Genomic DNA, 26,793 nt, shown 5'->3' on the forward strand with positions numbered 1-26,793 from the left:
AAAGCCCGTACTTGCGTACGAGCTCTTCTTAAAATATGGCGGTGAGGGGGGGATTCGAACCCCCGATACGTTGCCGTATACACACTTTCCAGGCGTGCTCCTTCAGCCACTCGGACACCTCACCATATTGTTTTGCTGCTCACCTTAGGTGGGCAACGGGGCGCTACTATAGGGAGTTGCGCTAAAACGGTCAAGCAGTATTTACTCTTTCTTTACCGTTCGGTCAAGCAATGAACACTACCCCGCCGACGGGCGGCAGGGCAGGCATTTTAACGCTGTGAATCAAGCCGTTCGTTGTTTTTCACCACGTCCTGCGCTTTGGCGTAGCTCTCGATCAGTAACTGGTATGCCGGGAAGATTTTGGTATAAACCTCAGCCCACTCTGCGGCATCCGGGCGATTCCAGGTACGCTGTAGCTCGGAAGCGACTGCGGCGGTATCCATTGGCACCACGCCTGCCTGAACCACGCGGGCGAGGGTGATTTCCTGCGCCATTTTGCTGTAGGTACCGGAAGCGTCAATCACGGCGAAGACCTTATAACCATCGGCAACGGCGGCAATGGACGGGAACGCCATGCAGACGCTGGTAATCGTACCGGCAATAATCAGCGTCTTACGTCCGGTTGCTTTTACTGCGTCTACAAATTCCGGGTTATCCCAGGCGTTGATCTCGCCCTTACGCGCAATATATTTCGCGTGCGGTGCGTTCTGGTGAATCTCCGGGATCAGTGGGCCGTTTGGCCCCTGCGGGACTGATGCCGTGGTGATCACCGGGATCCCTGCTAATGACGCCATTTTTGCCAACGCAGCGGCGCGGGCGCGCAGCTCCGGCATCGGCATGTCGCCGACGGTTTGAAACAGGCCGCTCTGATGGTCAATCAACAACATGGCGGTATCATTCACGTCAATCACCGGACGAGAACCGTTAAAGTTAGCTGGAGTCGACATACTATTCACCTCTGTAATATTAGATTTGGCCGAAGCGGCCGCTGTTAAAATCACGAACGGCTTCCGCGATTTGCGCTTTGGTATTCATCACAAATGGGCCGTAACCGACAATTGGTTCCTGTAGTGGCTCGCCGGCCATCAGCAGGACTTTTGCGTTGGAACTCACCTCAAGGTGGAGTGATTCCCCTTTCTGGCTGAGCACCACCAGTTGGCCTTCACGAGCGCTTCCCTCTCCGTTCACCTTAACTTCACCTTCCAGCACGACCAGTGCGGTGCTCCAGCCATCGGGCTGATGCAGCGTTATGTCCTGACCCTGATTAAGCTGCAGGTCCCAGACATTGAGCGGCGAAAAGGTATGCGCCGGTCCGACAACATCGCCGTAGCGGCCCGCAATGACCCGCATACGACCCGCGTTATCCGCCAGAGCAACGTCAGGGATCGCATCAGCGGTGATGCTCTGATATCCCGGATTCGTCATCTTGTCTTTGGCCGGAAGGTTGACCCAGAGCTGAATCATTTTCAGCTCGCCGCCGGTTCGGGTGAAATTCGCCGAGTGGAACTCTTCGTGCAGTATTCCGGCACCTGCCGTCATCCACTGCACATCACCGGGGCCAATAACGCCGCCCCGACCGGTAGAATCTCGGTGCTCTACTTCCCCTGAATAAACGACGGTGACGGTTTCAAATCCGCGATGCGGATGCTCACCAACGCCGCGTTTCTCTGTCCCAGCCGGGAAGTGGTGCGGGCCAGCATAGTCAAGCAGCAGGAAGGGGCTTAGCTGTTCGCCGTGAGTCTGATAAGAGAACATCGAACGAACCGGGAAACCGTCGCCTACCCAGTGCTGCGAGGGGGCGGTATAGATGCCAGTAATCTGTTTCATGGTGGTCTCCTGCATGTCTGTTTCTGATGTGAATAAGCATATATTCAGTTCTAATTGCCCGGTAGATAGTGAAAATGGCCTATACTGTTCTAAAAATGGAACGATGGAGGAAGGATGCAGGATCTCAACGATTTAGCCTGGTTTGTCCAGGTGGTCGATCACGGTGGCTTTGCTGCGGCAGGAAGAGCGCTCGATCAGCCTAAATCAAAATTAAGCCGCCGGATTGCTCAGCTTGAAGAACGTCTCGGGGTGCGTCTGATTCAGCGTACTACCCGGCAGTTTGCGGTGACCGAGGTCGGACAAACCTTTTATCAACACTGCAAAGCGATGTTGATAGAGGCGGAGGCGGCTGAACAGGCGGTGGAAACGCTGCGTTCAGAGCCGTGCGGCAGCGTGAGGCTGACCTGCCCGGTGACGCTTTTGCATGTGCACATCGGCCCGATGCTGGCGAGGTTTATGCAGCGTCATCCGGGGGTAACGCTATTATTGGAAGCGACGAACCGACGGGTTGATGTAGTGGGGGAAGGCGTCGATGTGGCTATTCGCGTGCGGCCAAGGCCTATAGAAGATAGCGATCTGGTGATGCGCGTATTGGCCGACCGTGGACATCGGCTGGTGGCGAGTCCAACATTAGTTGAGCGGCTGGGCGTGCCCCAGGCACCGTCTGAACTCAGCGAATGGCCGGGGTTAAGTATCGGTGCAGGAAAACATCAACATCACTGGCAACTAACCGGTCCCGAGGGCGCGCAGGCGGAGGTCTATTTCACTCCCCGGATGGTAACAACGGATATGCTGGCGCTGCGAGAAGCGGCGGTTGCCGGAGTTGGTGTGGTGCAGCTTCCTTTATTAATGGTGCGCGATCAGCTGGCGGCAGGGGAGCTGGTGGTTGTGCTTGATGAGTGGCAACCGCGCAGGGAGGTGATCCATGCGGTTTTTGCCTCTCGTCGTGGACTGCTGCCGTCGGTCAGGGCGCTGGTTGATTTCCTGAGCGAAGAGTATCAGCGGATGGAGGAGGATTAGGATTTGATAAAATCCGTAAGGAGCAGCGCTATCGGAGATAGTCTGAAGCCGCAGAAGAGTGGCTGTTCCCGGAGGCGGCGCGATGCGCCTGTCCGGGCTACCGGATGGTGGGGTGCAACATGCGAAAAAAAAGCCCGTACTTGCGTACGAGCTCTTCTTAAAATATGGCGGTGAGGGGGGGATTGACTCGCTTCGCTCGCCCTGCGGGCAGCTTCCTCGCAGGCTCGTCATCTGTCCAACTGGCTGCGCCAGTTGTCGAACCCCGGTCGGGGCTTCTCATCCCCCCGGTGGGGTGCAACATACGAAAAAAAAGCCCGTACTTGCGTACGAGCTCTTCTTAAAATATGGCGGTGAGGGGGGGATTCGAACCCCCGATACGTTGCCGTATACACACTTTCCAGGCGTGCTCCTTCAGCCACTCGGACACCTCACCATATTGTCATTCCCGTTGCTGCCGGGAACGGGCGCTAATTTAGGGAAATACGTAAGTCTCGTCAATCAACTTTTTTAAAAAACCGTGCGTTTAGCCAAACTTCAAGCAACTTGCCTTCTAAATGCGCGAGAATCGTTTTTTTTGTCACCATTTCTTTTTTAACACGATAGCCAGACGAAATTTGCTATGCTGACAAACCAATAGAAAACAATGAATAAAACACGACGCTAACGTAACCTGCCTAAGTCGTCGGCTATCAGGAGCCATCATGGAGATTATTTTTTACCACCCGACGTTTGACACTTCGTACTGGATTACGGAGTTGGAGAAGCAACTGCCCGGTTCGCGAGTGCGCGAGTGGAAACCGGGTGATAACCAATCCGCCGACTATGCGTTGGTCTGGCATCCTCCGGTAGAAATGTTGCAAGGGCGTGACTTAAAGGCGGTCTTTGCCCTTGGCGCTGGCGTCGATTCAATCCTTAGCAAGCTGCGGGAACATCCGGAAATGCTGCCGCTGTCGATTCCGTTATTCCGTCTGGAAGACACCGGCATGGGCTTGCAGATGCAAGAATATGCTGTGAGCCAGGTTCTGCACTGGTTCCGTCGTTTTGATGATTACCTGGCATTAAAGCAGGAAGCCCGCTGGCAGCCCCTGGATGAGTATCCTCGCGAGGAGTTTACTATCGGGATTATGGGCGCGGGCGTGCTAGGCGCTAAAGTGGCAGAAGGGCTGCAAGCGTGGGGCTTTCCGCTGCGCAGTTGGAGCCGTAGCCGTAAGTTCTGGCCGCAGGTGACGAGTTTTGCTGGAGCAGAAGAACTGGGCGAATTTCTGAGCAGCACTCGCGTGCTGATTAACCTGTTGCCTAACACTGCGGAAACTGTTGGCATTATTGATAAAACGCTGTTGGCGCAGCTTCCGGATAATAGCTATGTGCTGAATCTGGCGCGTGGAGTTCATGTGGTTGAAGACGATCTGCTGGCGGCGCTGGATAGCGGTAAGCTTAAAGGAGCTATGCTTGATGTGTTCAGCCGCGAACCATTACCGAAAGAGAGCCCGCTTTGGGCGCATCCACGGGTTGCGATGACGCCTCATGTTGCAGCTGTCACTCGGCCTCAGGAAGCCATTGCTTATATTGCAGGAACTATCGGCCAACTGGAACGAGGCGAAACGGTAAGCGGGCAGGTCGATCGCCAGCGAGGATACTAAGAGATAACCCCGCTGCGGCGGGGTTTTTGCTGATCATGAGCGCATATTCCTGCTATTCTTGCCACAAACAGAGAAGGAGAATGTGATGTATCCTGTTGACCTGCACATGCATACCATTGCCAGCACCCACGCTTACAGTACCCTGCACGATTATATTGCCGAAGCAAAGCGCAAGGGGATCAAACTCTTTGCCATTACCGACCATGGCCCTGATATGGCTGATGCGCCACATTACTGGCATTTCATCAACATGCGCATCTGGCCGCGGCTGGTGGATGGTATTGGCATTCTGCGCGGCATCGAAGCCAACATCAAAAACACACAGGGCGAAATAGACTGTACCGGTCCAATGCTCACCTCTCTGGACCTGATTATTGCAGGTTTCCACGAGCCGGTGTTCCCGCCTCAGGATAAAGCGACCCATACGGAGGCGATGATCGCCACCATGGCCAGCGGCGCAGTGCATATTATTAGCCATCCCGGTAATCCCAAATTCCCCGTTGATATCCCGGCCATTGCTGCTGCGGCGGCGAAATACCATGTTGCGCTGGAGATCAATAACTCATCTTTTGTCTCATCGCGCATTGGAAGTGAAGATAATTGCCGTGCCGTCGCGCAGGCCGTGCGTGATGCCGGAGGCTGGGTTGCGCTGGGGTCGGATTCCCATACCGCATTCACGCTGGGCGAATTTACCGAATGCCGTAAGATCCTTGATGCCGTTGATTTCCCGGAGGATCGCATTCTTAACGTGACACCTCGGCGTATGCTTGATTTCCTTGAATCACGAGGAATGGCGGCGATCCCTGAATTTGCTGAACTTTAATTTGAATAACTGGAAGAAATGAATGAACGAGTTTTCTATCCTCTGCCGCGTGCTGGGTTCACTGTACAACCGTCAGCCGCAGGACCCGCTGCTGGTCCCGCTGTTTACCCTTATTCGTGAAGGGAAGCTGGCGGCGAGCTGGCCGCTGGAGCAGGATGAGCTGCTGGAGCGTCTGCAAAAGAGTTGTGATATGCAGTCGCTGGCCGCTGAATATAATGCCCTGTTTGTTGGTAAAGAGTGCAGCGTTGCGCCTTACCGTAGCGCATGGGTGGAAGGGGCGACAGAAGCTGAAGTTCGTGGTTTTCTGAGTGCACATGGGATCCCAACCGGAGAAAGCGCAACGGATCATATCGGATCGCTGCTGCTGTCTGCCTCATGGCTGGAAGATCATGTCACTGAGGATGAAAGCGAGACTCTGGAAACGTTGTTTGCCGACTATATTCTGCCGTGGTGTGGGGCCTTCCTTGGTAAAGTTGAAGCGCATGCGACTACGCCATTCTGGCGTACTATGGCACCGCTGACCCGCGAAGCTCTCTCTGCAATGTGGGATGAGCTGCAGGAAGAAAATGAATAATAATTTGTGATTAAAGTCACAAATTTAATGCAACGAAAAATCACATATCTTACATAATGTGTTCTATGTCGCATTTGCCAGGTGCGTATCTGCTATGATGCGCACTATGAACATACTCTTCGCAATCGCATTAACGACTGGCATTCTCTCCGGAATTTGGGGATGGGTGGCTGTCGCGCTTGGCCTGCTGAGCTGGGCGGGTTTCCTCGGCTGCACCGCTTACTTTGCTTGTCCGCAAGGTGGGCTGAAAGGGCTGCTCATTTCCGCCTGTACGGTCATGAGCGGCGTGATATGGGCGCTGGTGATTATTTATGGCAGCGCGCTGGCGCCACAGTTGGAAATCCTGAGCTATGTTATGACAGGTATCGTGGCGTTTCTGATGTGCATACAAGCGCGTCAGCTGCTGCTCTCCTTCGTACCCGGTACGTTTATTGGTGCATGCGCGACGTTTGCGACCAACGGCGACTGGCGTTTGGCGGTACCTTCGCTGGCATTGGGCCTGGTCTTTGGCTACGCCATGAAAAATAGCGGGCTGTGGCTGGCGGCGCGAGCCGCGAAAAATAAATCACTGGCTAACGAAAACAGCTAATCGCGTATAAATCACACGTTTACCTTAAAACAGGGCTTCAGGCCCTGTTTTTTTGTGCCCGGTATTCCTTTCATTAAACCTCCCTCCCGTCTACACGTTCTTGAGCCACTGTACCGTCAGTCAGTGAATCGATTTTGTTAACAAAATTGATGTAAATTGAATAAATTTGTTTTTGTTTTGTTAATATAAATGTGTCTTTGTAAATAAAAATGACCCAATGCACTCATGGATGGCTTGTGCTTTTTGATAGCTATGCAGAAATGCAGAGGAGTTTTATCATGAAAAAATACAAATGCGCGTTAGTTGCCGCTTTGTGTGTTTTACCCACGTTATTTAGCCCGGCCATGGCGGAGCAGGTGCAGGCTGGCGTCATCCATTTCTACGGGCAGGTTGTAGAAGCACCTTGCCAACTTAATGCAACAGGCAATCGAGTTGTTATGGATTGCCCCAGGGCGAAGACGGTACGGATCTCGGCTCAGCAGCTTGAAAATGGAAATATTCATAACGAAAACATCCGCTCGGCGAAGTTAAGATACATTAACCCGCAACACACCCTTGCAATTCTCGACGTTGATTATCGGTAACAGTCTGCCCCCAGGCTTTCGTCCTGGGGGCTATCATGCCATATTATCCTCAAGTATTTATCTTTAGACGTATGCCGGCAGGAGGGGAAATGGCTGTTCAACCTGAGGTTATTCTCGGCGACATTACAACGCTTGCGGTCGATGTTATCGTCAACGCCGCAAATCCTTCATTGCTTGGCGGCGGTGGGGTAGACGGCGCGATTCATCGCGCTGCCGGCCCTGAACTGCTGGCCGCCTGTAAAATCGTGCTTCAACAGCAGGGAGAATGCCCTCCAGGTCATGCAGTCATTACCGTCGCAGGAAATCTACCTGCCAGCGCGGTCATTCACACCGTAGGGCCAGTTTGGCGCGGCGGCGACAGGCAGGAGGCAGAGTTGCTGGCAGACGCTTATAAAAATAGCCTGCTGCTGGCTTCAGCAAATAACTATCGCTCAATTGCATTTCCCGCTATCAGCACTGGCGTTTATGGATATCCTAAAGACGCTGCGGCAGAAATTGCCGTACGCACGGTAAATGCGTTTCTCACTCGCTACAACCCTCTGGAACGCGTCATTTTTGTCTGTTTCGATGCTGAAACGGCTGGCATTTATACCCGATTGCTTCAGACGCAGTAGTTCGTTATACAGATCCGTTGCAGGAATAAGATATGATAGTTTCCCGCATTCGCAGGAAATTATCATCACTGGAGATTTACGCGTGGCTGAAGGGAAAGTACTGCATAAACAACAGATTCGCCGTGCGGAAATTGTGGCTGCAGCACAGAAATGTTTGGCGGAAAAGGGACTGCATGGTGCCTCCGTCGCGGACATTGCGCGTCAGGCAGGTCTGAGCGTAGGGCAGTTGTATCGCATCTTTGCCAGCAAAGAAGAGATCGTTGAAGCGATCGTCAGTGAAATCGTCAATGCCAGGGTTGGCGAGATGGTGGCCGGAAACCATGATTTGGTCCGGATGGCCTCAGTTTTAGCTGGCGTGATCCCAGCGACCGATGACACAAAAACCGATAATTATCTGTTGATGGAAATTAACGCGGAAGCATCCAGAAATCCCCGCCTGCGTGAAATTATGCATCAAGCCGATCGTCGTCTGAAAGAAGAGGGTGGGCGACTGACCCGACACTATCATCCTGAAATGAGCGCAGAACAAATTAATGTCGCCTGTGAATTTATCGCGATCTTAACTGAAGGCGCAGCCTATCGGTGTGAACTGGCAACGACCTCGACAGTTGATAAGACGGCGATGGAGGCGCTTTACCGCAACGTATTTCATCTGTTGTTCATGAAAGAGTAGAGCTGCCGGACGCAAAATAGACGGCAGCTTTTGACTTTATCAACCCACTGAAATCTGTGGTTTAGCTGTTTTTTGTTGGAACTTTCCGGAGAAAAGGAAGCGCAGGAGCGGTATTCGCAGATGGATTTCATACAGAATCAGCGCAATCCCAACAACAAAGACCAGCCCGGTAATAAACCCTAAGGTGTTCGATTTAATCACCGGGGTTATCCATGCGCCATAGAGTAAGGTCAGTGGATGGTGGACCAAATAGATAAAGAGTGAAGCGTTGACGAAATAGGTGACTCGCGTGGACTGGAAGTTTAGCAACCGGTGGCCAAGGGAAAAGACGACGTTGACCATCCAAAGGCCAAGAACCATGGTGATGACGTATTCTGTTTCATACATCCAGCCATCGCCAGACCCATACTGCTGATTCAGGCGATAGGCGATAAAGCCCAGCAGCGCCCCAACAAAGCACCAGGGTGATGAGGTGGTAAACATCGCTTTCAGGCGAGAGTTAATAAACGTCTGGGCGCCAAGAATAAAGAAAGGCAGATAGAAAAGCGTCTGCATAACAATAAAGTTGAACAGGCCATTACTAAGAACAGGCGGGTAAACCATAAACAGGGTGCGACGAATCACCGCATAAAGTACGCCGAGCGCCAGAAAAATCATCGATAGCTGGCCCATTGTGACGGTGTCACCAAAGGATGGCGCAGCGGTAGAACGTCGACGCGTCAACCACTTAAACATCACCACGCCGAGCGTCGTCAGAACCACCAGCACTAACAAAAACCACAGGTGTGAAATTAGTTCCCAGGCCAGGGTGTTAAACTTGTCATATCCCGAGAGGGTATGCCAGTTTCCAGCCTTGCCGTTGACGTACTGCAGCATAATAAACTGCGGCAAGGTCAGCAGTGGAATGGCGGTTAGCATAGGAATGCCTACGCGCTCAACGCGCACTTTCCACCATTTCTTGAGCGGATAGCGCAGAAAAAGCATGTAGGAAAAATAACCGGAAATCACAAAGAAGACCTGCATCCGAAAAGCATGGATGAAATCGTTAAACAACGTCAACCACCATGAGGGCTCTACGCTGTTTACATGCCAGCTGTGGCTGGAGTAAATGAGCGAGATATGAAAAGGTATCCCCAACAGCATCAGCCACGCGCGGATGCTATCGAAAAAATATTCACGCTGTACCGGAGTATTATTCATACAATATCACTACATTCTCAGACAATTCGTCTTATCACTCAACGTGATAACCTTTAAATTCTCTGCAACCCTACATGAACTCTGGTTATCTGTCTCCAGGATAAGCACGCAAAGTGCAGTCGGGGCAGTGAACTGTTTATTCCCTGTGCCGCCAGGCCGAACAATGCAGGGATTATGTTGTCGGAATGCCTGAGTTTCCATTAAAATAGATCGGATCGATTTAAGCACACAAAGGGGGAAGTGCTTACTTATATGAAACATAAACCACAGATGATGAAAATGCGTTGGTTAAGCGCAGCCGTAATGTTGTCCCTGTGTACTTCATCTGCATGGGCATTCAGCATTGATGACGTTGCAAAAGAGGCTCAAACGTTAGCTGGCAAAGGCTATGAAGCGCCGAAAAGTAACCTGCCCTCTGCTTTCCGCGATATGAAGTATGCGGATTATCAGCAAATTCAGTTTAATCACGATAAAGCCTATTGGAATAATCTTAAAAGCCCGTTCAAGCTTGAGTTTTACCACCAGGGGATGTATTTCGACACGCCGGTCACCATTAATGAAGTGACTGCCACCAGCGTGCGTAAAATTAAATATAACCCGGATTATTTCAATTTTGGTAATGTTCAGCACGACAAAGACACGGTTAAAGACCTGGGCTTTGCTGGCTTTAAAGTCCTGTATCCGATCAATAGCAAAGATAAGAACGACGAAATTGTCAGCATGCTCGGAGCAAGCTACTTCCGCGTACTGGGTCAGGGCCAGGTATATGGGCTTTCTGCCCGTGGACTTGCTATCGATACTGCGCTGCCTTCTGGCGAAGAATTCCCGCGTTTTCGTGAGTTCTGGATTGAACGTCCGAAAGCTACGGATAAACGCCTGACGATTTATGCGCTGCTGGATTCTCCCCGCGCAACCGGAGCCTATCGCTTTGTGGTGATGCCGGGCCGCGACACTGTTGTTGACGTGCAATCGAAGGTCTACCTGCGCGACAAAGTAGGCAAGCTGGGTGTTGCTCCACTGACCAGCATGTTCCTGTTTGGGCCGCACCAGCCGTCTCCGACGACCAACTATCGCCCGGCGCTGCATGATTCCAACGGTCTCTCAATCCTCGCCGGAAATGGTGAATGGATCTGGCGTCCGCTGAATAATCCAAAACATCTGGCCGTCAGTAGCTATGCGATGGAAAACCCGCAAGGCTTCGGGCTGCTGCAGCGTGGCCGCCAATTCTCTCGTTTCGAGGATCTTGACGATCGCTACGACCTGCGTCCAAGCGCGTGGATCACGCCAAAAGGCGACTGGGGTAAAGGTAAAATCGAACTGGTTGAAATTCCGACCAATGACGAGACCAACGATAATATCGTCACCTACTGGACGCCGGACCAATTGCCGGAGCCAGGCAAAGAGATGAACTTCAAATACACCATCACCTTCAGTCGCGATGAAGACAAACTGCATGCGCCAGATAACGCGTATGTGATGCAGACTCGTCGTTCCACTGGTGACGTGAAGCAATCGAATCTGATTCGCCAGCCGGATGGTACCATCGCCTTTATCGTCGATTTTACCGGCACTGAGATGAAAAAACTGCCCGCTGACACCGCGATAACCGCTCAGGCAAGTATCGGCGATAACGCTGAAATCGTTGAAAATACGGTGCGCTATAATCCGGTAACTAAAGGCTGGCGTATGATCCTTCGCGTGAAAGTAAAAGATCCGAAGAAAACGACGGAAATGCGTGCTGCGCTGGTCAATGCCGATCAGACGCTGAGTGAAACCTGGAGCTATCAGCTGCCTGCTAATGAATAAGATAACGAAGTACATCGACGCATTGCCGCTGTCGGATGCAGAAAAAGCCGCGTTGCCTGACGCCAGTCTGCAGGCCGTACATGAAGCACTGGACGCTGAACATCATGTCTATAAGCGTGAAGATGACTCGCCGCTAGGGTCAGTAAAATCACGACTGGAACACAGCTGGCCGGATTCACTGGCTGGTGACCAGTTGATGAAGGATGACGAAGGGCGTACTCAGTTGAATGCGATGCCGAAGGCAAAACGTTCCTCTATGTTCCCGGACCCCTGGCGTACTAACCCGGTCGGGCGCTTCTGGGACCGGCTGCGTGGGCGTGACGTCACCCCACGCTATCTTTCTCGTCTGACGAAAGAAGAGCAGGAGAGCGAGCAGAAATGGCGTACCGTCGGCTCGATTCGTCGCTACATCCTGCTGTTGTTGACGCTGGCGCAGACCGTCGTGGCGACCTGGTACATGAAAACTATTCTGCCTTATCAGGGCTGGGCGCTGATCAACCCGGCAGATATGGTAGGGCAGAACCTGTGGGTCTCCTTTATGCAACTGCTGCCGTATGTGCTGCAGTCGGGGATTCTGATTCTGTTCGCCGTGCTTTTCTGCTGGGTTTCCGCTGGGTTCTGGACGGCGCTGATGGGCTTCCTGCAACTGCTAATTGGGCGTGATAAATACAGTATCTCTGCTTCGACGGTGGGTGATGAGGCGCTGAATCCGGAGCATCGTACTGCGCTCATTATGCCTATCTGCAACGAAGACGTTGATCGTGTTTTCGCTGGTCTGCGCGCAACCTGGGAATCGGTAAAAGCTTCCGGGAATGCTGAGCACTTTGACGTCTATATTCTCAGCGATAGCTACAACCCGGATATTTGCGTGGCTGAGCAAAAAGCGTGGATGGAGCTGATTGCTGAAGTGCAGGGGGAAGGGCAGATATTCTATCGCCGCCGCCGCCGCCGCGTGAAACGTAAAAGCGGCAACATCGATGATTTCTGCCGCCGCTGGGGTAGTCAGTATAGCTATATGGTCGTGCTGGATGCCGACTCCGTGATGAGCGGTGAATGCCTGAGCGGTCTGGTGCGCTTGATGGAAGCGAATCCGAATGCCGGTATTATCCAGTCATCGCCGCGCGCATCCGGTATGGATACGCTCTACGCTCGCTGCCAGCAGTTTGCCACCCGCGTTTATGGCCCGTTGTTCACCGCTGGCCTGCACTTCTGGCAGTTAGGTGAATCGCACTACTGGGGCCATAACGCTATCATTCGCGTAAAACCGTTTATCGAGCACTGTGCCCTGGCACCGTTGCCTGGTGAGGGTAACTTCGCAGGTTCGATTCTGTCGCACGACTTCGTTGAAGCTGCATTGATGCGTCGTGCCGGGTGGGGGGTATGGATTGCCTACGATCTTCCAGGCTCTTATGAAGAGCTGCCGCCAAACCTGCTGGACGAACTGAAGCGCGATCGTCGCTGGTGTCAGGGAAACCTGATGAACTTCCGCCTGTTCCTGGTTAAGGGGATGCACCCGGTTCACCGCGCGGTATTTCTGACTGGCGTCATGTCCTATCTGTCGGCACCGCTGTGGTTTATGTTCCTTGCGCTCTCAACCGCCTTACAGGTGGTGCATGCATTGACCGAACCGCAATACTTCCTGCAGCCGCGACAGCTGTTCCCGGTCTGGCCGCAGTGGCGTCCGGAGCTGGCTATCGCGCTTTTTGCGTCAACGATGGTGTTGTTGTTCCTGCCGAAGTTGCTGAGTATCATTCTGGTATGGTGCAAAGGCTCGAAAGAGTACGGTGGATTCCTCCGCGTCACTCTTTCGCTGCTGTTGGAAGTGCTCTTCTCAGTACTGCTGGCGCCGGTGCGTATGCTGTTCCACACCGTGTTTGTGGTCAGTGCGTTTCTTGGTTGGGAAGTGGTCTGGAACTCACCGCAGCGCGATGATGACTCGACTCCGTGGGGCGAGGCGTTTATGCGCCATGGTTCACAGATGCTGCTGGGCCTGGTCTGGGCGGTCGGTATGGCGTGGTTGGATCTGCGTTTCCTGTTCTGGCTGGCGCCGATCGTGGTTTCGCTGATTCTGTCGCCGTTCGTGTCGGCCCTCTCCAGCCGTGCCACGCTAGGTCTGCGCAGTAAGCGCTGTAAGCTATTCCTGATCCCGGAAGAGTATTCGCCACCGCAGGTGCTGAAAGATACCGATGCGTACCTGACGCTGAATCGTCAGCGTTCTCTGGACGATGGTTTTATGCATGCCGTGTTTAATCCATCATTCAACGCATTGGCAACGGCAATGGCAACTGCGCGTCACCGCCATGGTCATATTCTGGATATCGCCCGTGAACGTCATGTCGAACAGGCATTGAACGAGACGCCGGATAAACTCAATCGCGATCGTCGTCTGGTGTTGCTGAGCGATCCGGTTACAATGTCGCGTTTGCACTATCGCGTGTGGGCCGCGCCGGAGAAATACTCTTCGTGGGTGGATACCTACCAGCAATTGACGTTGAATCCGTTGGCGTTGAAAGTGAAGTAAGCCGTACGTAAAGGAAAATACCGGCAAAAATGCCGGTATTTTTTTACCTGAAAATAGAGGTTATAGATGAGAGTTTTACTGGTTATCGCCATGACGCTGGTTCTCAGCGGCTGCGGTAGCATTATCAGTCGCACGGTGCCGGGGCAGGGACATGGAAACCAGTATTATCCCGGCGTACAGTGGGATGTGCGTGATTCCTCATGGCGCTATATCACGATTCTCGATCTGCCCTTTTCGCTGGTGTTTGATACGCTACTGTTGCCGCTGGACGCCAGCCATGGTCCCTACAATTAATTAGCGTTCATCCCATTCATCGGCAGCGGCCTGGCCCTCTTCGGTGTCAAGAGAGGGTTCGAGCTGAAATTCACCTTCGTCCCACTCATGCAGCGTATTTTCTTCCAGCCACTCCTGACGAAGCTCAATCTCATCATAGTCACCATCAAAAACACTTTGTGCTGCCTGGCCGCTAAGTATTGGCAGACATTCGCCTTGCTCATCTTCATCGGCAAAAAACTCTGCTTGCCAGGCGATATCCCCATCCTGCAGCACGTATTTTTGAATATTTAATTGCTCGACGTTGGCGCTCTCTTCGTCGCTATCCGGATTATTAACAAGAAACTCTTCACGGGCCGCATCGATAGCTTCTTCGAGCGTGGCATAGAACATCGAATCCTTTGGCATGGCTAACCCCCTAAGAAGAATAGAAATGAACACGATTCAATCTATAGAAGGCAGTTGGCAAAGCGTCAAGGGAGGTAACCCCCCTCGCGTTATTAATTTACAGAATGACTGCCGGAACTTGCGTCGTCCGGGGGTGGAACACGGCGCGGACGATGCAGAGTGAGGGTAGAGTAAACCGCGTTGAACAGAACTACGCAGGCAGTGACGAAAAAAACCGCGCGAAAACCGTAATTGGCGGAAACCGATGCGCCAATCAATGGACCCGTCACGTTGCCAATATCGCGGAACGATTGGTTATAGCTGAAGATTCGTCCGGCAATTTGGCTGGTGGAGTTATATACCAGCAGCGTCTGTACGGCGGGCAGTAGCGCACCGTCGGCGGCACCCAACAGGAAACGCAGAATCCCAAGCTGCAATGGTGTCTGGACGAACGACATCGGTATCAGCAGTAGAACCGACATCACCAGGGCGACAATCAGGATTTTTTCCGGACCAATTCGGTCGCCCAGCTTTCCTAGTCTGGGGGCGCTGAGCAGTGCGGCAATACCGGGTACCGAGGCAATCATGCCGCTGATGAACGCAATATTGCTGACATTACCGGCCAGATCGCGCACATATAGCGTCAGAATTGGCGCAATTGAGCCAGTGGCAACCTGGATGATTAATGAGGTCACAAACAGGCTTAGGACCAGTTTGGGATTTTTCAGCGAAGAGAAAACATCTTTCGCACTGAGCATCTCTTTTTTGCTGACCGCGACGAAATTCTCGCGAATGAGAGACAGGGTAAACAAGAAGCAGATAAACAGAACAGCCGCAGTCATAAAAAAGACGGTACGCAATCCCCAGTGATCGGCCAGGAAACCGCCAGCCAGAGGCCCAAGCAGCGCGCCGCTAACTGCGCCCGTCGACAGCGTACCCAGCGCCCAACCGCTTTTATGTCGGGGGATTTGGGTCGCTATCAGGGCATTGGCATTGGGAATAAACCCACCCAACAGGCCCAACAGCGCGCGCAAGATCAGAAATTGCCAGATATTTTGCGCCAGCCCCATCAGCAACATGACAATAGCCATACCGAGCGCAGAACGCAGCAGCATAATTTTTCGCCCTTTACGATCAGCAAGGCCACCCCAGAACGGTGAGGCAATTGCAGAGAATAAAAAGGTGATACTGAAGACGATCCCCGACCACATATTGAGGGCGCTATGACCGGTTACGCCGAGCTGTTCAACGTAGAGAGGAAGAAAAGGCATCACCAGACTAAACGCGGCACCGGTTAAAAAGCAACCGAGCCAGGTTACGGTGAGATTGCGTTTCCAGTTAATCGGGGTATCAGCAGAGGGCATAGGATTCCACTGACCTGCGATGCAGGTCAAACAATTGAAAATATGAGCTTGCTAATTATGCGCCTGAGAAATGATCGTCGCAATGGACGACCGCTTTTAAAGCTAAAACAGGTCCAGAGTCTGCTCGCCAATCCCTACATCTGCGCTCAGATGCGGGATAGGGGCATTTGCCGGATCAATAACGAGAAGGGACGCCAGGTGGACGAGTTTTGAAGCGACGGTGCATCCACATGTATTGCTCTGGGGCCATCAGAATGCATTTCTCGACGATTTTGTTCATCCAGATAGCGGTTGTCTCAGCGTCATCCAGGGGCGGATCGCATTCCGGCGGCAGCATAATCAGCTCATAACCTTTACCGTTAGGTTTGCGACGAGGCACGAACGGGACGATGCAGGCTTTCGACATTTTTGCCAGCATCCAGGTTCCTGAAGTCGTGGCAGCCCGATCGACCGCGAAAAAGGGAGCAAACACGCTGGCTGCCGGGCCGTAATCGTGATCCGGTGCGTACCAGATCACATCACCTCTCTTCAGAGCGCGGATCATGCCTTTGAGATCCTTGCGGTCAATCATATCTTTGTTGGAACGTAATCGCCCCCACGTCTGCAGCCAGTCGATAAGCGGATTGTCGTTTGGGCGGTAGACGCCGATACCAGGCTCATTCATACCGAACATGCGTGCACCCATCTCCAGCGTCAGGAAGTGGATGCCAATAAGCAGAATACCGCGATTCTGTGCCTGTACGGCCCGAATATGTTCAACGCCAATGGAATCGGTCCAGCGCGCGATACGTCTGGCTGGCCAGAACCAGGCCATGCCGGTCTCCATCAAACCCATACCGACAGATTCAAAGTTGGCAACCACCATCCGGCGGCGTTCTTGCTCGCTCATTTCGGGAAAACAGAGTTCCAGATTGCGAGAGGCTATTTTAGCCCGGCGACGCATCAGGCGTCTGGCCAGGTGGCCCAATCCGGTACCAAGGCGGTAAATCACCGGATAAGGAAGCTGTACGACCAACCAAAGCAGGCCAACGCCAAACCAAAGTAACCAATAACGTGGATGCAGCAACGCTGCAGAAAATTTAGGTAAATGGGTCATCTCATACCTGTTCTATTAAGCAACGTGTTCCATTATCGCATTTTTTTATACATCAGCCAAAATGACAGTCTCTGAAGGCATTTATTGTTAATAGTTATAAATGTGGATGAGGGAAATGTAGCTCAAAATGTGGGGATGTAAATTGTTGGTGTTTGCTATATGATGCCCGCCGTTTATTGACCCATTGATTATGCCGAGCAGGTACACCATGCCAGTGTTACATAACCGCATTTCAAATGAGACGTTAAAAGCGCAAATGTTGGCTGAAACCGAGCCGCGCACAACGATCTCATTTTATAAGTATTTCACTATTATCGATCCGAAAGCGACCCGTGACGCGCTGTGGCTAGCGCTGACCAAATTGAACGTTTTTGGACGTATTTACCTGGCCCATGAGGGTATTAACGCACAAATCAGCGTTCCGCAGAGCCGAGTCGATGCGTTACGTGAATTTTTGTATGGCTTTGACCCGGCACTGAAAGGCCTGCGCCTCAATATCGCCCTGGACGACGATGGTAAATCCTTCTGGGTTCTGCGCCTCAAAGTTCGTGACCGCATTGTCGCTGACGGTATTGATGATCCAACGTTTGATGCTTCAGACGTGGGAGATTATCTGAAGGCCGCGGAAGTGAATGCGATGCTTGATGATCCAGACGCGGTCTTTATTGATATGCGTAACCATTACGAATTCGAAGTTGGTCATTTTGATAATGCGCTGGAAATTCCAGCAGATACTTTCCGCGATCAGTTGCCGAAAGCCGTCGAAATGATGCAGGAACATAAAGATAAAAAGATCGTTATGTACTGCACCGGCGGGATTCGCTGTGAAAAAGCCAGCGCCTGGATGAAGCATAACGGCTTCAGTAAAGTCTGGCATATTGAAGGCGGTATTATCGAGTACGCCCGCCGTGCCCGCGAGCAGGGGCTGCCGGTACGCTTTGTCGGTAAGAATTTTGTTTTTGATGAGCGTATGGGAGAGCGGATCTCAGACGATGTGATCGCTCATTGTCATCAGTGCGGTACATCCTGCGATAGCCATACAAACTGTCTGAACGATGGCTGTCACCTGCTGTTTATTCAGTGTCCGGACTGCGCGGAAAAATTTGCCGGGTGCTGTAGCGAAGCCTGTATGGAAGAGCATAAGCTGCCGGAAGAGGAGCAGCGGAAACTGCGTGCCGGACGCGAAAATGGCAATAAAATCTTCAATAAATCGCGCGATCGTCTGAACACCAGACTAGGGATCCCGGATCCTGAGTCTTCAGAAAAACCATAACCAGATGAGATCGATAATCGCCAGTAGAAGCCACAGCGCCAGATAAATCATAAAATGCTCGCGGATGTTGTTGACCAGTAATTCAAACAGGCGACGCATATAATCTCTCAGTGATTAACGGCCTCAATCGAGGCCGTTGTTTTTTGCACGGTTGCAGAACCGCAGAGTTGGCTATTATTGCTGAAAGCGAGCCAGCGAAAAGGGTGTCAGATCAAACTCAGAAGGTTCACCAAGTGCAAACTGTACTGCAAGCTCTCCCAGTACCGGAGCGAATTTAAAGCCGTGTCCGCTTAACCCGGTAATCAAGAGCGTATTGGGCTGTTCGGGAAGAGTATCAATAATGAAGTCTTCATCAGCCGTATTATCGTAGGTACAGGATGCTCCATGGAGACAGCCGCCGATACCGGGCAATACGTTGCGCAGGAAGTTGAAAGATTCGGAGCCATCAGTAGCAACAGCGCCGAATGGTGCTCGCTCTTCGGGGGCTGAAATGAGCTGTCCCCCGTTATGCTTACCGATTTTCAACTCATTGTCTTCGGCCGGGAAGCCGTAATATTGATCGCCATTGGGTAATTCGCCAGTAAACGCCGGGAAGTTATTCTTGGTACTGTAGCGGCCATCGGCCTGAAACCAGGCAAAAATCTTACGGACCGGTTGAACAGGCAGATTTGGCAGCAGGCGAGTGGCCCAGGTTCCGGCACTGACTAGCAGTTTTCTACCGCTGTATTCACCATCTACTGTTTCTACGGTTATACCGTTCGGCTGGTGATGAATGGCGGAGACCGGGCAATTGAATAGCTGGGCCGCGCCTGCTTCGCGGGCGAGGCGGATCCAGGTCTCAATAGCCAGTTCGCTGCGCAATATACCGGATGCTGGTTCAAATATCGCCTGATAATCATGTGGTACACGGATTTCCGGCCAGCGAGCCATAACGGCCTGGCCATCCATTTCTTCAATATTGAGCTGGAATTGGCGCGCGCTATAGGCAACGTTGCGCAGAAATTCGGAGTTTGCGGGCCCAAGATTTATGACCCCCGTGCGTTCAAAAACGGCTTCACCGCTGGCGGCGGCAAATTCATCCCACATTTTTTGTGCCCGTAGCACCAGAGGGACATACCTTTCGCCTTCGCCATAGGCGTGACGAATGAGGCGCGTGTTGCCGTGATGGCTGCCTTCCTGATGTGGAGGCTGATGTGAATCGATCATCAGAACGTTAAGCCCTGCCTGTCGCGCATAGTAGCCTGCGGCGGAGCCAACGGAGCCGCTACCGATAATGATGAGGTCATATTGCATGGTGAGTTCCGGGTTATTGCTTTATTAGCAGGGTAATTAACAACCCGCTGTTATACAAGTCCGAAAATAGTTCAGGCACCCACAGGTGCCTGTTCAGTGAATATTTAGACATTAGTGCGTTATTGCTAATGTCTGCGATACTCATTTTCCTGGTATTCGCCGGATTCAATCTTCGCAATACCTGCTTCCAGAATAGAAATAAACTGACGTGCGACGTCCGTCGTTAGCCATAGCGTCTGGCCAATTTCTGCGTCTCTACTGCTTTCTTGAGTGGGGTTTTGGTAGTGCAGGCGCAACATCAGCGCATCGTAACTATCCACGGTGCTGATGTCCCATCCAACGAGGGGATGGGTCTGGATGACTTCATTATTCTTTTCCATCATAACCCCTTCTTCATATGTTAAAAGACAACAGTTCTCGAGGTTTAATGCATATTATCTGAAGCAGGTTAATTATATCAGTAGTCAAGAATAAACTCGAGAAATTAAATGAAATAGAGATACATACGCCACTGATTGCTGATTTTTTGTGCGCGCGAGGCTTCATTCTTCGTTATTTTATAAGGGCGTAAGCGGGGGGAATAGGGAATGTCTGAGTATGAAAAGAATAAAAAAGCCGGGGCGACCCGGCAAAAAGTTGCACAATGAGGGAGCAAATTTAATTGACTAGTCGCGGACAAACCAATCGTCGGCGCTTTCCCAGGTTTCTTGCAGGATTTCGCTAATCCGGTCTTTATCTTCTTTTAAACCGCCGATGACCGACAAATTGTTATTGGCCGCATATCGGACCGTCACCTGACTTGACATCGAGGGGAACTGTTGATCGATACGCCGTGAGAGTTCATTGTTCAGCGCTTCTAACGCGCCACTGGGTAAGGCTGTAGATTTGGCGATAGACACTTCAATGCGCATAATTGCCCCCTGTGTAATATACTGTTTATTTATACAGTATCGTTTACACGTTTACAACAGGGAGCGTGGGATTTATTTTTTCATCGTCCAGCGCACGGTTTCTCCGGCGAGGAACGGCACCAGTGAATCGCCTGGCAGCGAGATACTCTCTACCACTGTGCTTTCTTCACGCACCAGTTCAACATAGGTTTCATTGACCGGCAGACCATAGAAACGTGGGCCATTAAGTGAACAAAAAGCTTCAAAGTGCTGTAGGGCGTTCATCTCTTCAAACACCGTCGCGTAACTTCCCAACGCGGTTGGCGCGTTGAAACAACCTGCGCAGCCGCAACTGGCCTCCTTGCGGTGACGGGCATGCGGGGCGGAGTCAGTACCAAGGAAGGCTCGCTCGAAACCGCTGGCGACCAGTTCACGCAGTGCCTGCTGGTGGATATTGCGTTTCAAAATCGGTAGACAGTAAAGGTGAGGGCGCACGCCGCCAACCAGCATATGGTTGCGGTTAAACATCAGGTGCTGAGGGGTAATGGTGGCCGCCAGCAGGTCGTTACCATCGCGTACATACTCAGCGGCGTCTTTCGTGGTGATATGTTCGAAGACAACCTTCAGGCCGGGCAGACGTTGGCGCAAAGGCTCCATGACCGTGTCAATAAAGCGTGCTTCTCTGTCGAAAATATCGATATCAGGGTGGGTGACTTCACCGTGAACCAGCAGCGGCATGCCCAGTTTTTCCATACGCTCAAGCACTGGCATGATGGCATCGGTGCTGGTAACGCCATGGCTGGAGTTGGTCGTGGCATTGGCCGGATAGAGTTTGGCGGCAGTAAACACGCCCTCGTTAAATCCGCGTTCCAGTTCTGCCGGGTCGAGTGTATCGGTCAGATAGCAGGTCATTAGCGGTGTAAAATCATGATCCTCAGGGACGGCATCAAGAATACGCTGGCGGTAGGCGATGGCGGCTTCTACTGTGGTGACAGGAGGGACCAGATTCGGCATCACGATCGCCCGGCCATAAAATTCACTGGTATAAGGCACGACGGTTTTTAACATATCATCATCGCGCAGATGAATATGCCAGTCGTCAGGGCGGCGGATTTTCAATACCTGGGATTGTGCTGTCATGGAAGGCTCCGGCTAATAAGTTCAGTCATCAGGGCTGTTTTTGCCGGGCACTAAGGATAAGCGTAAACGTTTTCCTTTGCATCAATTTCCGTAAAAAAACGGGCGCTGAAGCGCCCGAAGAATTAATTGGTGAAGGGGATAATGATCTCCCCTGGTTTCACCTCGATACCTTTAGCATACTTTTTCGCCAATGCTTCGCCAGTGCTGGCATCTTCGCGCAGCACGTAAGCGGGCTGTTGATTGAAGTAGCTACGTAGTGATTGATTGAGATAAGGGATTAGCGTTTGGACGACAGACTGCAGCTTCTCAGGGTGGACTTTCGCATCAACAACTTCCATCTCCTGCAAGAAAATGGCCCCTTTTTCTTTATTAAATACCGGTAGCGCCTTGAGCTTCAGATCAATGGTTGCTTTCTGGTTACCGAATAATGAATTCAGATCTAAATTTGCCACTCCGCTTAGCGTCACTTTGTTCGGTTCTTCACGACCAATGGCGCTGGTAAGGTTTTTCAGCTCAATGTGGGCATCCGCTACGCCAGGCAGGCCAATATCCTTGGCGAAGTGATTACGTTTCTGCAGCGCCTGGTTGATTTCCTGCTCGCTAACTGAATATTGCGTAAGCTGGTTACAGCCGCTCAGAAGGCCGCTAACAATAAGCGCGGCCGCGATAAACATCTTTTTCATTGGGTTCCTTAATGTCATGCCATAGGTTCATCCTGACACAAAGCAGCATGGCCTACCAGCACGGGAGGTGTTAGCGGAAAAGACTGAAAAAGAAGTGAGGTGGCAGCGAACGACCAAACCTTTCGCTGCCTTAGGTCTAAATGGCCATAGATGACAGTAAATTAATCTGCGTCTGTTTGGCCATATTATCGCGGTAGGCGGCGACGCGACTTGGCCAGCTCACACCTGCGACCAGCGTCAGGCTGCGCAGTAGCGGAAAAAGATGAATATCATCTTCAGACAGTTCCCCATTAACGGCGTTCGGCTGAACTATCAATTTATCCAGCGCCCGCAAATCGTCACTGATGTTCTTAACTAGCCCGGGGGAATGTGCGAGATGATCGGCAAAACTGCCAATTGACGCCTCTTTCTTATTCACAAAATAAGCGCGCGCTTCAGGTGTGGAGAATTCATCAAAGGCAGACTTTGCGAAACGGGGCATCAGCAGGCGGTTGGCATAGGAGTTGACTTTACGCAACCAGGTTTCAATCGCCGGATTACGTGGGCCGGTGAGCAGCGGTTGGCGATCCAGTTTATCGACGTAATGCACGATATCCATGCTTTCCGGCATGTAGCGACTGTCATCTTTTTGCAGAATAGGCACCATCTTCTGACCGATCATTCGGGTCGGGGTTGATTCATCATCCTCCAGAATCGTGATCAGTTCGACGGGGATATTCTTCAGACCGAAAATCATGCGGGCTTTAAGGCAGAATGGGCAGTGATCGTAGATATATAACTTCACGTTTCTCCTCCATAGTGACTGAGTGTCCTGAATTCATTATGGAAGAGAAACGAGGGGCCGGCAACTCAGGTGCGCGGCTCCAGCATTCCGGAGGTCGAACGTTTCGGGCTGAACTGCCACCACAGCGCGATAAACGTTGCAAAGCCGATGATGCCTAACATCAGCCACGGTAGCTCCGGTTGTCCGGCGGCTTTACCGGCGTCAAAAAGCCAGCCTCCGCCGGCATAACCGAAGGCACCACCAAAGGCTAATCCCAAGCGGCTAAAGCCCATGTAGCTACCTCTGGCCCTGGCATCCGCCAGCGAAGCCCCCAGCGTTTCACGCGCGGGTTCAGCAATAATGGAACCTATATAGAAGATGCAGATCAGCGTAAACAGTTGCTGTAGGTTGCTGCTTAAGCCAATCGGCATCATGGCCAGCGTCATGACCAACAGGCCGGCCATCAAGCGATGTTCAAGGCGAAAGCGTTTTTCACTCCAACGGGCAATCGGATAAAGCAGAGTCAGCGAAATAGCCGCTTCAATGGCATACATCCATTTTACCGCTGAAGGAGAACCGGCAATGTCGTTGACCATAATTGGCAGCATTAACATGACCTGAACCGCCAGCATATAGTAGCCCGTCAGTGTCAGAACATAGGTGACAAAGCGTTTGTCACGGAGTACCCGGCCGAGTCCTTCACGCACGGGCGTTTTCACCGTAGAGAGTTTCCAGGCAGGAAGATACCAGGCGTTAAACGCCGCACAGACGATGAACAACGCTGCCCCGGCGCTACAAACCAAACGAAAATCATATTGCAATAGCCAACTGCCTAACAGCGCGCCGATTACCGCTCCCGCGCTGTCCTGCATCATCAGAATAGAGAAAAAGCGGCCACGTTGATGCGGGCGCACCAGTTTGACCACCAGGGCTGCTCGCGGCGGGTCGAATAGGGTGCCGCCAAGACCGGAGAGAATGCAGGATAACCATAATACCCACGGTTCATGGGCGACGGCCATGGCAGCAAAACCGGCAGCTCGCATCAGCATGCCGGTGACGATCATGGGTTTGGCGCCGAAACGGTCGGCAACCGCGCCGCCAAAGATACCTAATCCTTGCTGCACCAGTTGGCGCAGACCGAGTGCGATCCCGACCATGAGTGCTGCCCAGCCCATTTGATCGACAAAGCGAATAGAGATCAGCGGAAATACGACAAAAAAGCCGAGCACCACCAGCATGTTATCGACTAACAGGAAATATTTACCCAGGCTCCGTGCCTGCGATACGCGGGACATTTCCCCTCCAGGGAAAAATAAGGATAAGCTCTGACATTCTGCGGGGTAGAAGGTTATTTTCCCAGCTAACTTGCGACAATATTTTTTTATCAAAATGCAAGAACGATAGAGGCTATTCATCGAAAAGCGGAGATGGTGCAGAAAATGGTATGTTGCTGTTTTCACACTGCCGCGCAGGACAGGTATAGTAAAGTGAGCAAGTGTTGCGTCAGGGGAACAGGAGAGGGGAATGTTTGGCTATCGCAGTAACGTACCGAAGGTGCGTTTGACGACGGACCGGCTGGTGGTACGCCTGGTCCATGATCGTGACGCCTGGCGTCTGGCCGATTATTACGCGGAGAATAAAGGGTTCTTAAAACCCTGGGAGCCAGTGCGCGATGACAGCCACTGTTACCCTTCCGGTTGGCAGGCGCGTTTGTCGATGATCTCGGAGTTTCATAAGCAAGGTTCGGCATTTTATTTTGCTCTGCTTGATGCGGAAGAAAAAGAAATTGTCGGCGTGGCAAATTTTTCCAATGTCGTGCGCGGGTCGTTTCACGCCTGTTATCTCGGTTATTCCATCGGTGAGAAATGGCAGGGACAGGGACTGATGTTCGAAGCATTAACTTCGGCCATTCGCTATATGCAACGCACGCAACATATCCACCGCATAATGGCAAACTATATGCCGCATAATCAACGCAGCGGCGATTTACTGGCGCGTTTGGGCTTTGAAAAAGAGGGTTACGCCAAAGATTATCTGCTGATCGATGGGCAGTGGCGCGATCATGTATTGACGGCGTTGACGACACCGGACTGGATCCCGGGTCGCTAAGGAGACATCATGAAATATCAGTTAACCGCGCATGAAGCGCGCGTCATTGGCTGCCTGTTGGAAAAACAGGTCACCACGCCGGAGCAATATCCTCTATCGGTTAATGCGGTCGTGACCGCGTGTAATCAGAAAACGAACCGTGAGCCGGTGATGTCGTTAAGTGAGAGCGATGTTCAGGACCTCCTTGATACGCTAGTGAAACGACACTACTTGCGCACGGTGAGTGGGTTCGGCAACCGGGTGACCAAATATGAACAACGTTTCTGCAACTCTGAGTTTGGCGATCTGAAATTAACTTCTGCGGAGGTGGCTATCGTCACCACGCTACTTTTGCGCGGCGCGCAGACGCCTGGTGAACTCCGGGGACGAGCACAACGGATGCATGAATTCAGCGATATGGCGGAAGTTGAAAACGTTCTCGAAAACCTGGCTAAACGCGAAGACGGTCCGTATGTCGCGCGCTTGCCGCGTGAGCCGGGAAAACGTGAAAGTCGCTATATGCATCTCTTCTGCGATGATATGGATTCACTTATCACCGCAGTGGAAGCCGTTTCACCGCAGGGTGATGATCTTCAGGCCCGTGTTGAGGTTCTGGAAGAGGAAGTGGCAGAGCTAAAAGCGCGGCTGGATTCACTGCTGGCTCATCTGGGAGATTAAGCATGTCGGCAAAACTACGCGTAGGTGTTGTTGGTTTAGGGGGGATCGCACAAAAGGCCTGGCTGCCGGTGCTGGGGGCCGCGGACGGCTGGACGCTACAGGCGGCGTGGTCCCGTGGAAAAGAGAAGGCGTTGCCTGTCTGCGAAACCTGGCGTATTCCCTATGCCGATTCACTAGAGCAACTGGCAGCACAGTGTGACGCTGTATTCGTGCACACTTCAACGGCTTCACATTATGAAATTGTGAGCCAACTGCTCAATGCTGGAGTTCATGTCTGCGTTGATAAACCGCTGGCGGATAAGCTCGGCGATGCGGAGTCACTGGTAGAACTGGCAGCCCGGCGTAACCTAACGCTGATGGTGGGTTTTAACCGTCGTTTTGCGCCACTGTATCGTGAACTAAAAGCGCAATTGGGCAATGCGGCCTCGCTGCGAATGGATAAGCACCGCAGCGACAGCGTGGGCCACGATCTGCGCTTTACACTGTTGGATGACTATTTACATGTTGTCGATACAGCATTGTGGCTGGCTGGTGATAAGGTGCGTTTGAGCAGCGGAACGCTGCAAACGACGGCGCAAGGTGAAATGCTTTACGCGGAACATCATTTCAGCTCCGCACAAATTCAGGTCACAACCAGCATGCACCGTCGCGGCGGTAGCCAGCGGGAGTGGGTGCAGGCAGTGACCGATGGTGGGCTATATGAAGTGCGGGATATGCGAGAGTGGCAAGAAGAGCGTGGGCTCGGCGTAATACAACGTCCGGTTCCCGGTTGGCAAACGACTCTCGAGCAACGTGGATTTGCCGGCTGTGCGCGCCATTTTATTGAATGTGTGCAAAATCAGACGGTTCCCGAAACTGCAGGCGAGCAGGCGCTGCTGGCCCAGCGCATCGTGGAAAAACTCTGGCGAGAGGCGATGAGTGAATAACCCGTTGTAACATCTGGCAGTAGTATTTCATTATGAACTCGGTAGACTATCGCTACTTTCCAGCGCCC

Annotated in this window: 29 protein-coding genes, 2 tRNA genes and 1 other RNA gene; 15 read left to right on the forward strand and 17 right to left on the reverse strand. The window is 52.1% G+C overall.

What is annotated here, in order from left to right:
• Positions 1 to 36 precede the first annotated feature (36 nt).
• The 3 genes from QVF11_RS25825 to QVF11_RS25835 form a co-directional block, all read right to left on the reverse strand.
• Positions 37 to 124 (reverse strand) — tRNA-Ser (locus tag QVF11_RS25825).
• 145 nt (positions 125 to 269) lie between these two features.
• Positions 270 to 947, reverse strand: a complete 678-nt coding sequence (locus QVF11_RS25830; protein ID WP_142512399.1) for an isochorismatase family protein — start codon at positions 945 to 947, stop codon at positions 270 to 272.
• Positions 948 to 966: 19 nt separating this feature from the next.
• Entirely contained in the window at positions 967 to 1,827 is an 861-nt protein-coding gene (locus QVF11_RS25835) for a pirin family protein (RefSeq protein ID WP_142512400.1), read from the reverse strand.
• 114 nt (positions 1,828 to 1,941) lie between these two features.
• On the opposite strand from QVF11_RS25835, the gene QVF11_RS25840 reads away from it, so the two are divergent.
• Complete coding sequence (locus QVF11_RS25840) at positions 1,942 to 2,847, forward strand: LysR family transcriptional regulator (protein ID WP_287860410.1); 906 nt, start codon at positions 1,942 to 1,944, stop codon at positions 2,845 to 2,847.
• Positions 2,848 to 3,012: 165 nt separating this feature from the next.
• Here QVF11_RS25840 and QVF11_RS28750 read toward each other — a convergent pair.
• Together QVF11_RS28750 and QVF11_RS25845 are read right to left on the reverse strand one after the other, a co-directional pair.
• Positions 3,013 to 3,148, reverse strand: a non-coding RNA gene (locus tag QVF11_RS28750) — RtT sRNA.
• 44 nt (positions 3,149 to 3,192) lie between these two features.
• Positions 3,193 to 3,280: transfer RNA gene (locus tag QVF11_RS25845), tRNA-Ser, on the reverse strand.
• Positions 3,281 to 3,548: 268 nt separating this feature from the next.
• Here QVF11_RS25845 and ghrA point away from each other — a divergent pair.
• The 7 genes from ghrA (at position 3,549) to QVF11_RS25880 (ending at position 8,344) form a co-directional block, all read left to right on the forward strand.
• Positions 3,549 to 4,487, forward strand: a complete 939-nt coding sequence (gene ghrA, locus QVF11_RS25850) for a glyoxylate/hydroxypyruvate reductase GhrA (RefSeq protein ID WP_287860412.1) — start codon at positions 3,549 to 3,551, stop codon at positions 4,485 to 4,487.
• Between the two features lie 85 nt (positions 4,488 to 4,572).
• A complete protein-coding gene (locus tag QVF11_RS25855) occupies positions 4,573 to 5,310 on the forward strand; it encodes a phosphatase (protein WP_167492786.1) in 738 nt (245 codons plus the stop codon).
• A gap of 22 nt (positions 5,311 to 5,332) precedes the next feature.
• Positions 5,333 to 5,884 (forward strand): TorD/DmsD family molecular chaperone, encoded by a 552-nt coding sequence (locus tag QVF11_RS25860; protein ID WP_287860414.1) that lies wholly within the window; start codon positions 5,333 to 5,335, stop codon positions 5,882 to 5,884.
• A 106-nt stretch (positions 5,885 to 5,990) separates the two neighbouring features.
• Positions 5,991 to 6,473 (forward strand): DUF1097 domain-containing protein, encoded by a 483-nt coding sequence (locus QVF11_RS25865; RefSeq protein WP_112217429.1) that lies wholly within the window; start codon positions 5,991 to 5,993, stop codon positions 6,471 to 6,473.
• A gap of 278 nt (positions 6,474 to 6,751) precedes the next feature.
• Positions 6,752 to 7,057 (forward strand): type 1 fimbrial protein, encoded by a 306-nt coding sequence (locus QVF11_RS25870; RefSeq protein ID WP_112217194.1) that lies wholly within the window; start codon positions 6,752 to 6,754, stop codon positions 7,055 to 7,057.
• A gap of 89 nt (positions 7,058 to 7,146) precedes the next feature.
• Positions 7,147 to 7,671, forward strand: a complete 525-nt coding sequence (gene ymdB / locus QVF11_RS25875; RefSeq protein ID WP_112217195.1) for an O-acetyl-ADP-ribose deacetylase — start codon at positions 7,147 to 7,149, stop codon at positions 7,669 to 7,671.
• An 82-nt stretch (positions 7,672 to 7,753) separates the two neighbouring features.
• Positions 7,754 to 8,344, forward strand: coding sequence for a TetR/AcrR family transcriptional regulator (locus QVF11_RS25880; RefSeq protein WP_142512403.1), 591 nt, complete (start codon positions 7,754 to 7,756; stop codon positions 8,342 to 8,344).
• A 39-nt stretch (positions 8,345 to 8,383) separates the two neighbouring features.
• Here QVF11_RS25880 and mdoC read toward each other — a convergent pair whose 3' ends face one another.
• On the reverse strand, positions 8,384 to 9,544 hold the full coding sequence (mdoC, locus tag QVF11_RS25885) for a glucans biosynthesis protein MdoC (RefSeq protein WP_287860418.1): 1,161 nt from the start codon (positions 9,542 to 9,544) through the stop codon (positions 8,384 to 8,386).
• A 252-nt stretch (positions 9,545 to 9,796) separates the two neighbouring features.
• Between mdoC and mdoG the strand changes: the two genes are divergently transcribed.
• The 3 genes from mdoG (at position 9,797) to QVF11_RS25900 (ending at position 14,165) form a co-directional block, all read left to right on the forward strand.
• Entirely contained in the window at positions 9,797 to 11,350 is a 1,554-nt protein-coding gene (gene mdoG, locus QVF11_RS25890; protein ID WP_112217198.1) for a glucans biosynthesis protein MdoG, read from the forward strand.
• A complete protein-coding gene (gene mdoH, locus QVF11_RS25895; RefSeq protein WP_112217199.1) occupies positions 11,343 to 13,871 on the forward strand; it encodes a glucans biosynthesis glucosyltransferase MdoH in 2,529 nt (842 codons plus the stop codon). The genes mdoG and mdoH overlap by 8 nt, the downstream gene beginning before the upstream one ends.
• 66 nt (positions 13,872 to 13,937) lie before the next feature.
• On the forward strand, positions 13,938 to 14,165 hold the full coding sequence (locus QVF11_RS25900) for a YceK/YidQ family lipoprotein (RefSeq protein ID WP_110277090.1): 228 nt from the start codon (positions 13,938 to 13,940) through the stop codon (positions 14,163 to 14,165).
• Here the strand turns inward: QVF11_RS25900 and QVF11_RS25905 are convergent, their stop codons facing one another.
• From QVF11_RS25905 to QVF11_RS25915, 3 genes are all read right to left on the reverse strand, one after another.
• On the reverse strand, positions 14,166 to 14,552 hold the full coding sequence (locus QVF11_RS25905) for a MysB family protein (RefSeq protein ID WP_110277091.1): 387 nt from the start codon (positions 14,550 to 14,552) through the stop codon (positions 14,166 to 14,168).
• Between the two features lie 92 nt (positions 14,553 to 14,644).
• The gene (gene mdtG / locus QVF11_RS25910; protein ID WP_287860421.1) at positions 14,645 to 15,895 is read right to left on the reverse strand and encodes a multidrug efflux MFS transporter MdtG; all 1,251 of its coding nucleotides are present in this window, start codon (positions 15,893 to 15,895) and stop codon (positions 14,645 to 14,647) included.
• Positions 15,896 to 16,070: 175 nt separating this feature from the next.
• Positions 16,071 to 16,991: a Kdo(2)-lipid IV(A) acyltransferase gene (locus QVF11_RS25915; protein ID WP_112217201.1), complete on the reverse strand. Its 921-nt coding sequence runs from the start codon at positions 16,989 to 16,991 to the stop codon at positions 16,071 to 16,073.
• A gap of 208 nt (positions 16,992 to 17,199) precedes the next feature.
• Between QVF11_RS25915 and trhO the strand changes: the two genes are divergently transcribed.
• Positions 17,200 to 18,264, forward strand: coding sequence for an oxygen-dependent tRNA uridine(34) hydroxylase TrhO (gene trhO / locus QVF11_RS25920; protein ID WP_287860423.1), 1,065 nt, complete (start codon positions 17,200 to 17,202; stop codon positions 18,262 to 18,264).
• Here the strand turns inward: trhO and QVF11_RS25925 are convergent.
• The 8 genes from QVF11_RS25925 to mdtH all read right to left on the reverse strand — a co-directional run bounded on the left by QVF11_RS25925 (position 18,250) and on the right by mdtH (position 24,328).
• On the reverse strand, positions 18,250 to 18,363 hold the full coding sequence (locus QVF11_RS25925) for a DUF2770 family protein (protein ID WP_112217203.1): 114 nt from the start codon (positions 18,361 to 18,363) through the stop codon (positions 18,250 to 18,252). The genes trhO and QVF11_RS25925 overlap by 15 nt on opposite strands.
• 75 nt (positions 18,364 to 18,438) lie before the next feature.
• Entirely contained in the window at positions 18,439 to 19,557 is a 1,119-nt protein-coding gene (gene solA / locus QVF11_RS25930; RefSeq protein ID WP_287860426.1) for an N-methyl-L-tryptophan oxidase, read from the reverse strand.
• 125 nt (positions 19,558 to 19,682) lie between these two features.
• Positions 19,683 to 19,937 carry a biofilm formation regulator BssS gene (gene bssS / locus QVF11_RS25935; RefSeq protein ID WP_110277097.1) on the reverse strand — a complete coding sequence of 85 codons (255 nt, stop codon included), beginning with the start codon at positions 19,935 to 19,937 and terminating at the stop codon, positions 19,683 to 19,685.
• A gap of 285 nt (positions 19,938 to 20,222) precedes the next feature.
• Positions 20,223 to 20,468 (reverse strand): DNA damage-inducible protein I, encoded by a 246-nt coding sequence (gene dinI, locus QVF11_RS25940; protein WP_110277098.1) that lies wholly within the window; start codon positions 20,466 to 20,468, stop codon positions 20,223 to 20,225.
• 72 nt (positions 20,469 to 20,540) lie between these two features.
• Entirely contained in the window at positions 20,541 to 21,587 is a 1,047-nt protein-coding gene (gene pyrC / locus QVF11_RS25945) for a dihydroorotase (protein ID WP_287860428.1), read from the reverse strand.
• Between the two features lie 122 nt (positions 21,588 to 21,709).
• Positions 21,710 to 22,270 (reverse strand): lipoprotein, encoded by a 561-nt coding sequence (locus tag QVF11_RS25950; protein ID WP_112217206.1) that lies wholly within the window; start codon positions 22,268 to 22,270, stop codon positions 21,710 to 21,712.
• A gap of 136 nt (positions 22,271 to 22,406) precedes the next feature.
• Positions 22,407 to 23,054: a glutaredoxin 2 gene (gene grxB, locus QVF11_RS25955; protein ID WP_112217207.1), complete on the reverse strand. Its 648-nt coding sequence runs from the start codon at positions 23,052 to 23,054 to the stop codon at positions 22,407 to 22,409.
• Positions 23,055 to 23,119: 65 nt separating this feature from the next.
• Positions 23,120 to 24,328 carry a multidrug efflux MFS transporter MdtH gene (gene mdtH / locus QVF11_RS25960; RefSeq protein ID WP_142512406.1) on the reverse strand — a complete coding sequence of 403 codons (1,209 nt, stop codon included), beginning with the start codon at positions 24,326 to 24,328 and terminating at the stop codon, positions 23,120 to 23,122.
• A 229-nt stretch (positions 24,329 to 24,557) separates the two neighbouring features.
• Here mdtH and rimJ point away from each other — a divergent pair, with 229 nt between their 5' ends.
• Genes rimJ through QVF11_RS25975 form a run of 3 tightly spaced genes read left to right on the forward strand, consistent with a single transcriptional unit; the run spans position 24,558 to position 26,725 of the window.
• Positions 24,558 to 25,142: a ribosomal protein S5-alanine N-acetyltransferase gene (gene rimJ, locus QVF11_RS25965; protein ID WP_110277103.1), complete on the forward strand. Its 585-nt coding sequence runs from the start codon at positions 24,558 to 24,560 to the stop codon at positions 25,140 to 25,142.
• A gap of 9 nt (positions 25,143 to 25,151) precedes the next feature.
• A complete protein-coding gene (locus tag QVF11_RS25970; RefSeq protein ID WP_112217208.1) occupies positions 25,152 to 25,799 on the forward strand; it encodes a YceH family protein in 648 nt (215 codons plus the stop codon).
• Between the two features lie 2 nt (positions 25,800 to 25,801).
• Positions 25,802 to 26,725 (forward strand): Gfo/Idh/MocA family protein, encoded by a 924-nt coding sequence (locus QVF11_RS25975; protein ID WP_287860433.1) that lies wholly within the window; start codon positions 25,802 to 25,804, stop codon positions 26,723 to 26,725.
• The last annotated feature ends 68 nt before the right edge of the window (positions 26,726 to 26,793 follow it).

The sequence above is a fragment of the Klebsiella sp. genome, from assembly GCF_027492335.1.
Lineage (GTDB): Bacteria > Pseudomonadota > Gammaproteobacteria > Enterobacterales > Enterobacteriaceae > Klebsiella > Klebsiella huaxiensis.

Bases quoted from the DNA above. Each gene is read 5' to 3' on its own strand.
- QVF11_RS25830 (WP_142512399.1), bottom strand. From the start codon at position 947: ATGTCGACTCCAGCTAACTTTAACGGTTCTCGTCCGGTGATTGACGTG.
- QVF11_RS25835 (WP_142512400.1), bottom strand. From the start codon at position 1,827: ATGAAACAGATTACTGGCATCTATACCGCCCCCTCGCAGCACTGGGTA.
- QVF11_RS25840 (WP_287860410.1), top strand. From the start codon at position 1,942: ATGCAGGATCTCAACGATTTAGCCTGGTTTGTCCAGGTGGTCGATCAC.
- ghrA (WP_287860412.1), top strand. From the start codon at position 3,549: ATGGAGATTATTTTTTACCACCCGACGTTTGACACTTCGTACTGGATT.
- QVF11_RS25855 (WP_167492786.1), top strand. From the start codon at position 4,573: ATGTATCCTGTTGACCTGCACATGCATACCATTGCCAGCACCCACGCT.
- QVF11_RS25860 (WP_287860414.1), top strand. From the start codon at position 5,333: ATGAACGAGTTTTCTATCCTCTGCCGCGTGCTGGGTTCACTGTACAAC.
- QVF11_RS25865 (WP_112217429.1), top strand. From the start codon at position 5,991: ATGAACATACTCTTCGCAATCGCATTAACGACTGGCATTCTCTCCGGA.
- QVF11_RS25870 (WP_112217194.1), top strand. From the start codon at position 6,752: ATGAAAAAATACAAATGCGCGTTAGTTGCCGCTTTGTGTGTTTTACCC.
- ymdB (WP_112217195.1), top strand. From the start codon at position 7,147: ATGGCTGTTCAACCTGAGGTTATTCTCGGCGACATTACAACGCTTGCG.
- mdoC (WP_287860418.1), bottom strand. From the start codon at position 9,544: ATGAATAATACTCCGGTACAGCGTGAATATTTTTTCGATAGCATCCGC.
- mdoG (WP_112217198.1), top strand. From the start codon at position 9,797: ATGAAACATAAACCACAGATGATGAAAATGCGTTGGTTAAGCGCAGCC.
- mdoH (WP_112217199.1), top strand. From the start codon at position 11,343: ATGAATAAGATAACGAAGTACATCGACGCATTGCCGCTGTCGGATGCA.
- QVF11_RS25900 (WP_110277090.1), top strand. From the start codon at position 13,938: ATGAGAGTTTTACTGGTTATCGCCATGACGCTGGTTCTCAGCGGCTGC.
- QVF11_RS25905 (WP_110277091.1), bottom strand. From the start codon at position 14,552: ATGCCAAAGGATTCGATGTTCTATGCCACGCTCGAAGAAGCTATCGAT.
- mdtG (WP_287860421.1), bottom strand. From the start codon at position 15,895: ATGCCCTCTGCTGATACCCCGATTAACTGGAAACGCAATCTCACCGTA.
- QVF11_RS25915 (WP_112217201.1), bottom strand. From the start codon at position 16,991: ATGACCCATTTACCTAAATTTTCTGCAGCGTTGCTGCATCCACGTTAT.
- trhO (WP_287860423.1), top strand. From the start codon at position 17,200: ATGCCAGTGTTACATAACCGCATTTCAAATGAGACGTTAAAAGCGCAA.
- QVF11_RS25925 (WP_112217203.1), bottom strand. From the start codon at position 18,363: ATGCGTCGCCTGTTTGAATTACTGGTCAACAACATCCGCGAGCATTTT.
- solA (WP_287860426.1), bottom strand. From the start codon at position 19,557: ATGCAATATGACCTCATCATTATCGGTAGCGGCTCCGTTGGCTCCGCC.
- bssS (WP_110277097.1), bottom strand. From the start codon at position 19,937: ATGGAAAAGAATAATGAAGTCATCCAGACCCATCCCCTCGTTGGATGG.
- dinI (WP_110277098.1), bottom strand. From the start codon at position 20,468: ATGCGCATTGAAGTGTCTATCGCCAAATCTACAGCCTTACCCAGTGGC.
- pyrC (WP_287860428.1), bottom strand. From the start codon at position 21,587: ATGACAGCACAATCCCAGGTATTGAAAATCCGCCGCCCTGACGACTGG.
- QVF11_RS25950 (WP_112217206.1), bottom strand. From the start codon at position 22,270: ATGAAAAAGATGTTTATCGCGGCCGCGCTTATTGTTAGCGGCCTTCTG.
- mdtH (WP_142512406.1), bottom strand. From the start codon at position 24,328: ATGTCCCGCGTATCGCAGGCACGGAGCCTGGGTAAATATTTCCTGTTA.
- rimJ (WP_110277103.1), top strand. From the start codon at position 24,558: ATGTTTGGCTATCGCAGTAACGTACCGAAGGTGCGTTTGACGACGGAC.
- QVF11_RS25970 (WP_112217208.1), top strand. From the start codon at position 25,152: ATGAAATATCAGTTAACCGCGCATGAAGCGCGCGTCATTGGCTGCCTG.
- QVF11_RS25975 (WP_287860433.1), top strand. From the start codon at position 25,802: ATGTCGGCAAAACTACGCGTAGGTGTTGTTGGTTTAGGGGGGATCGCA.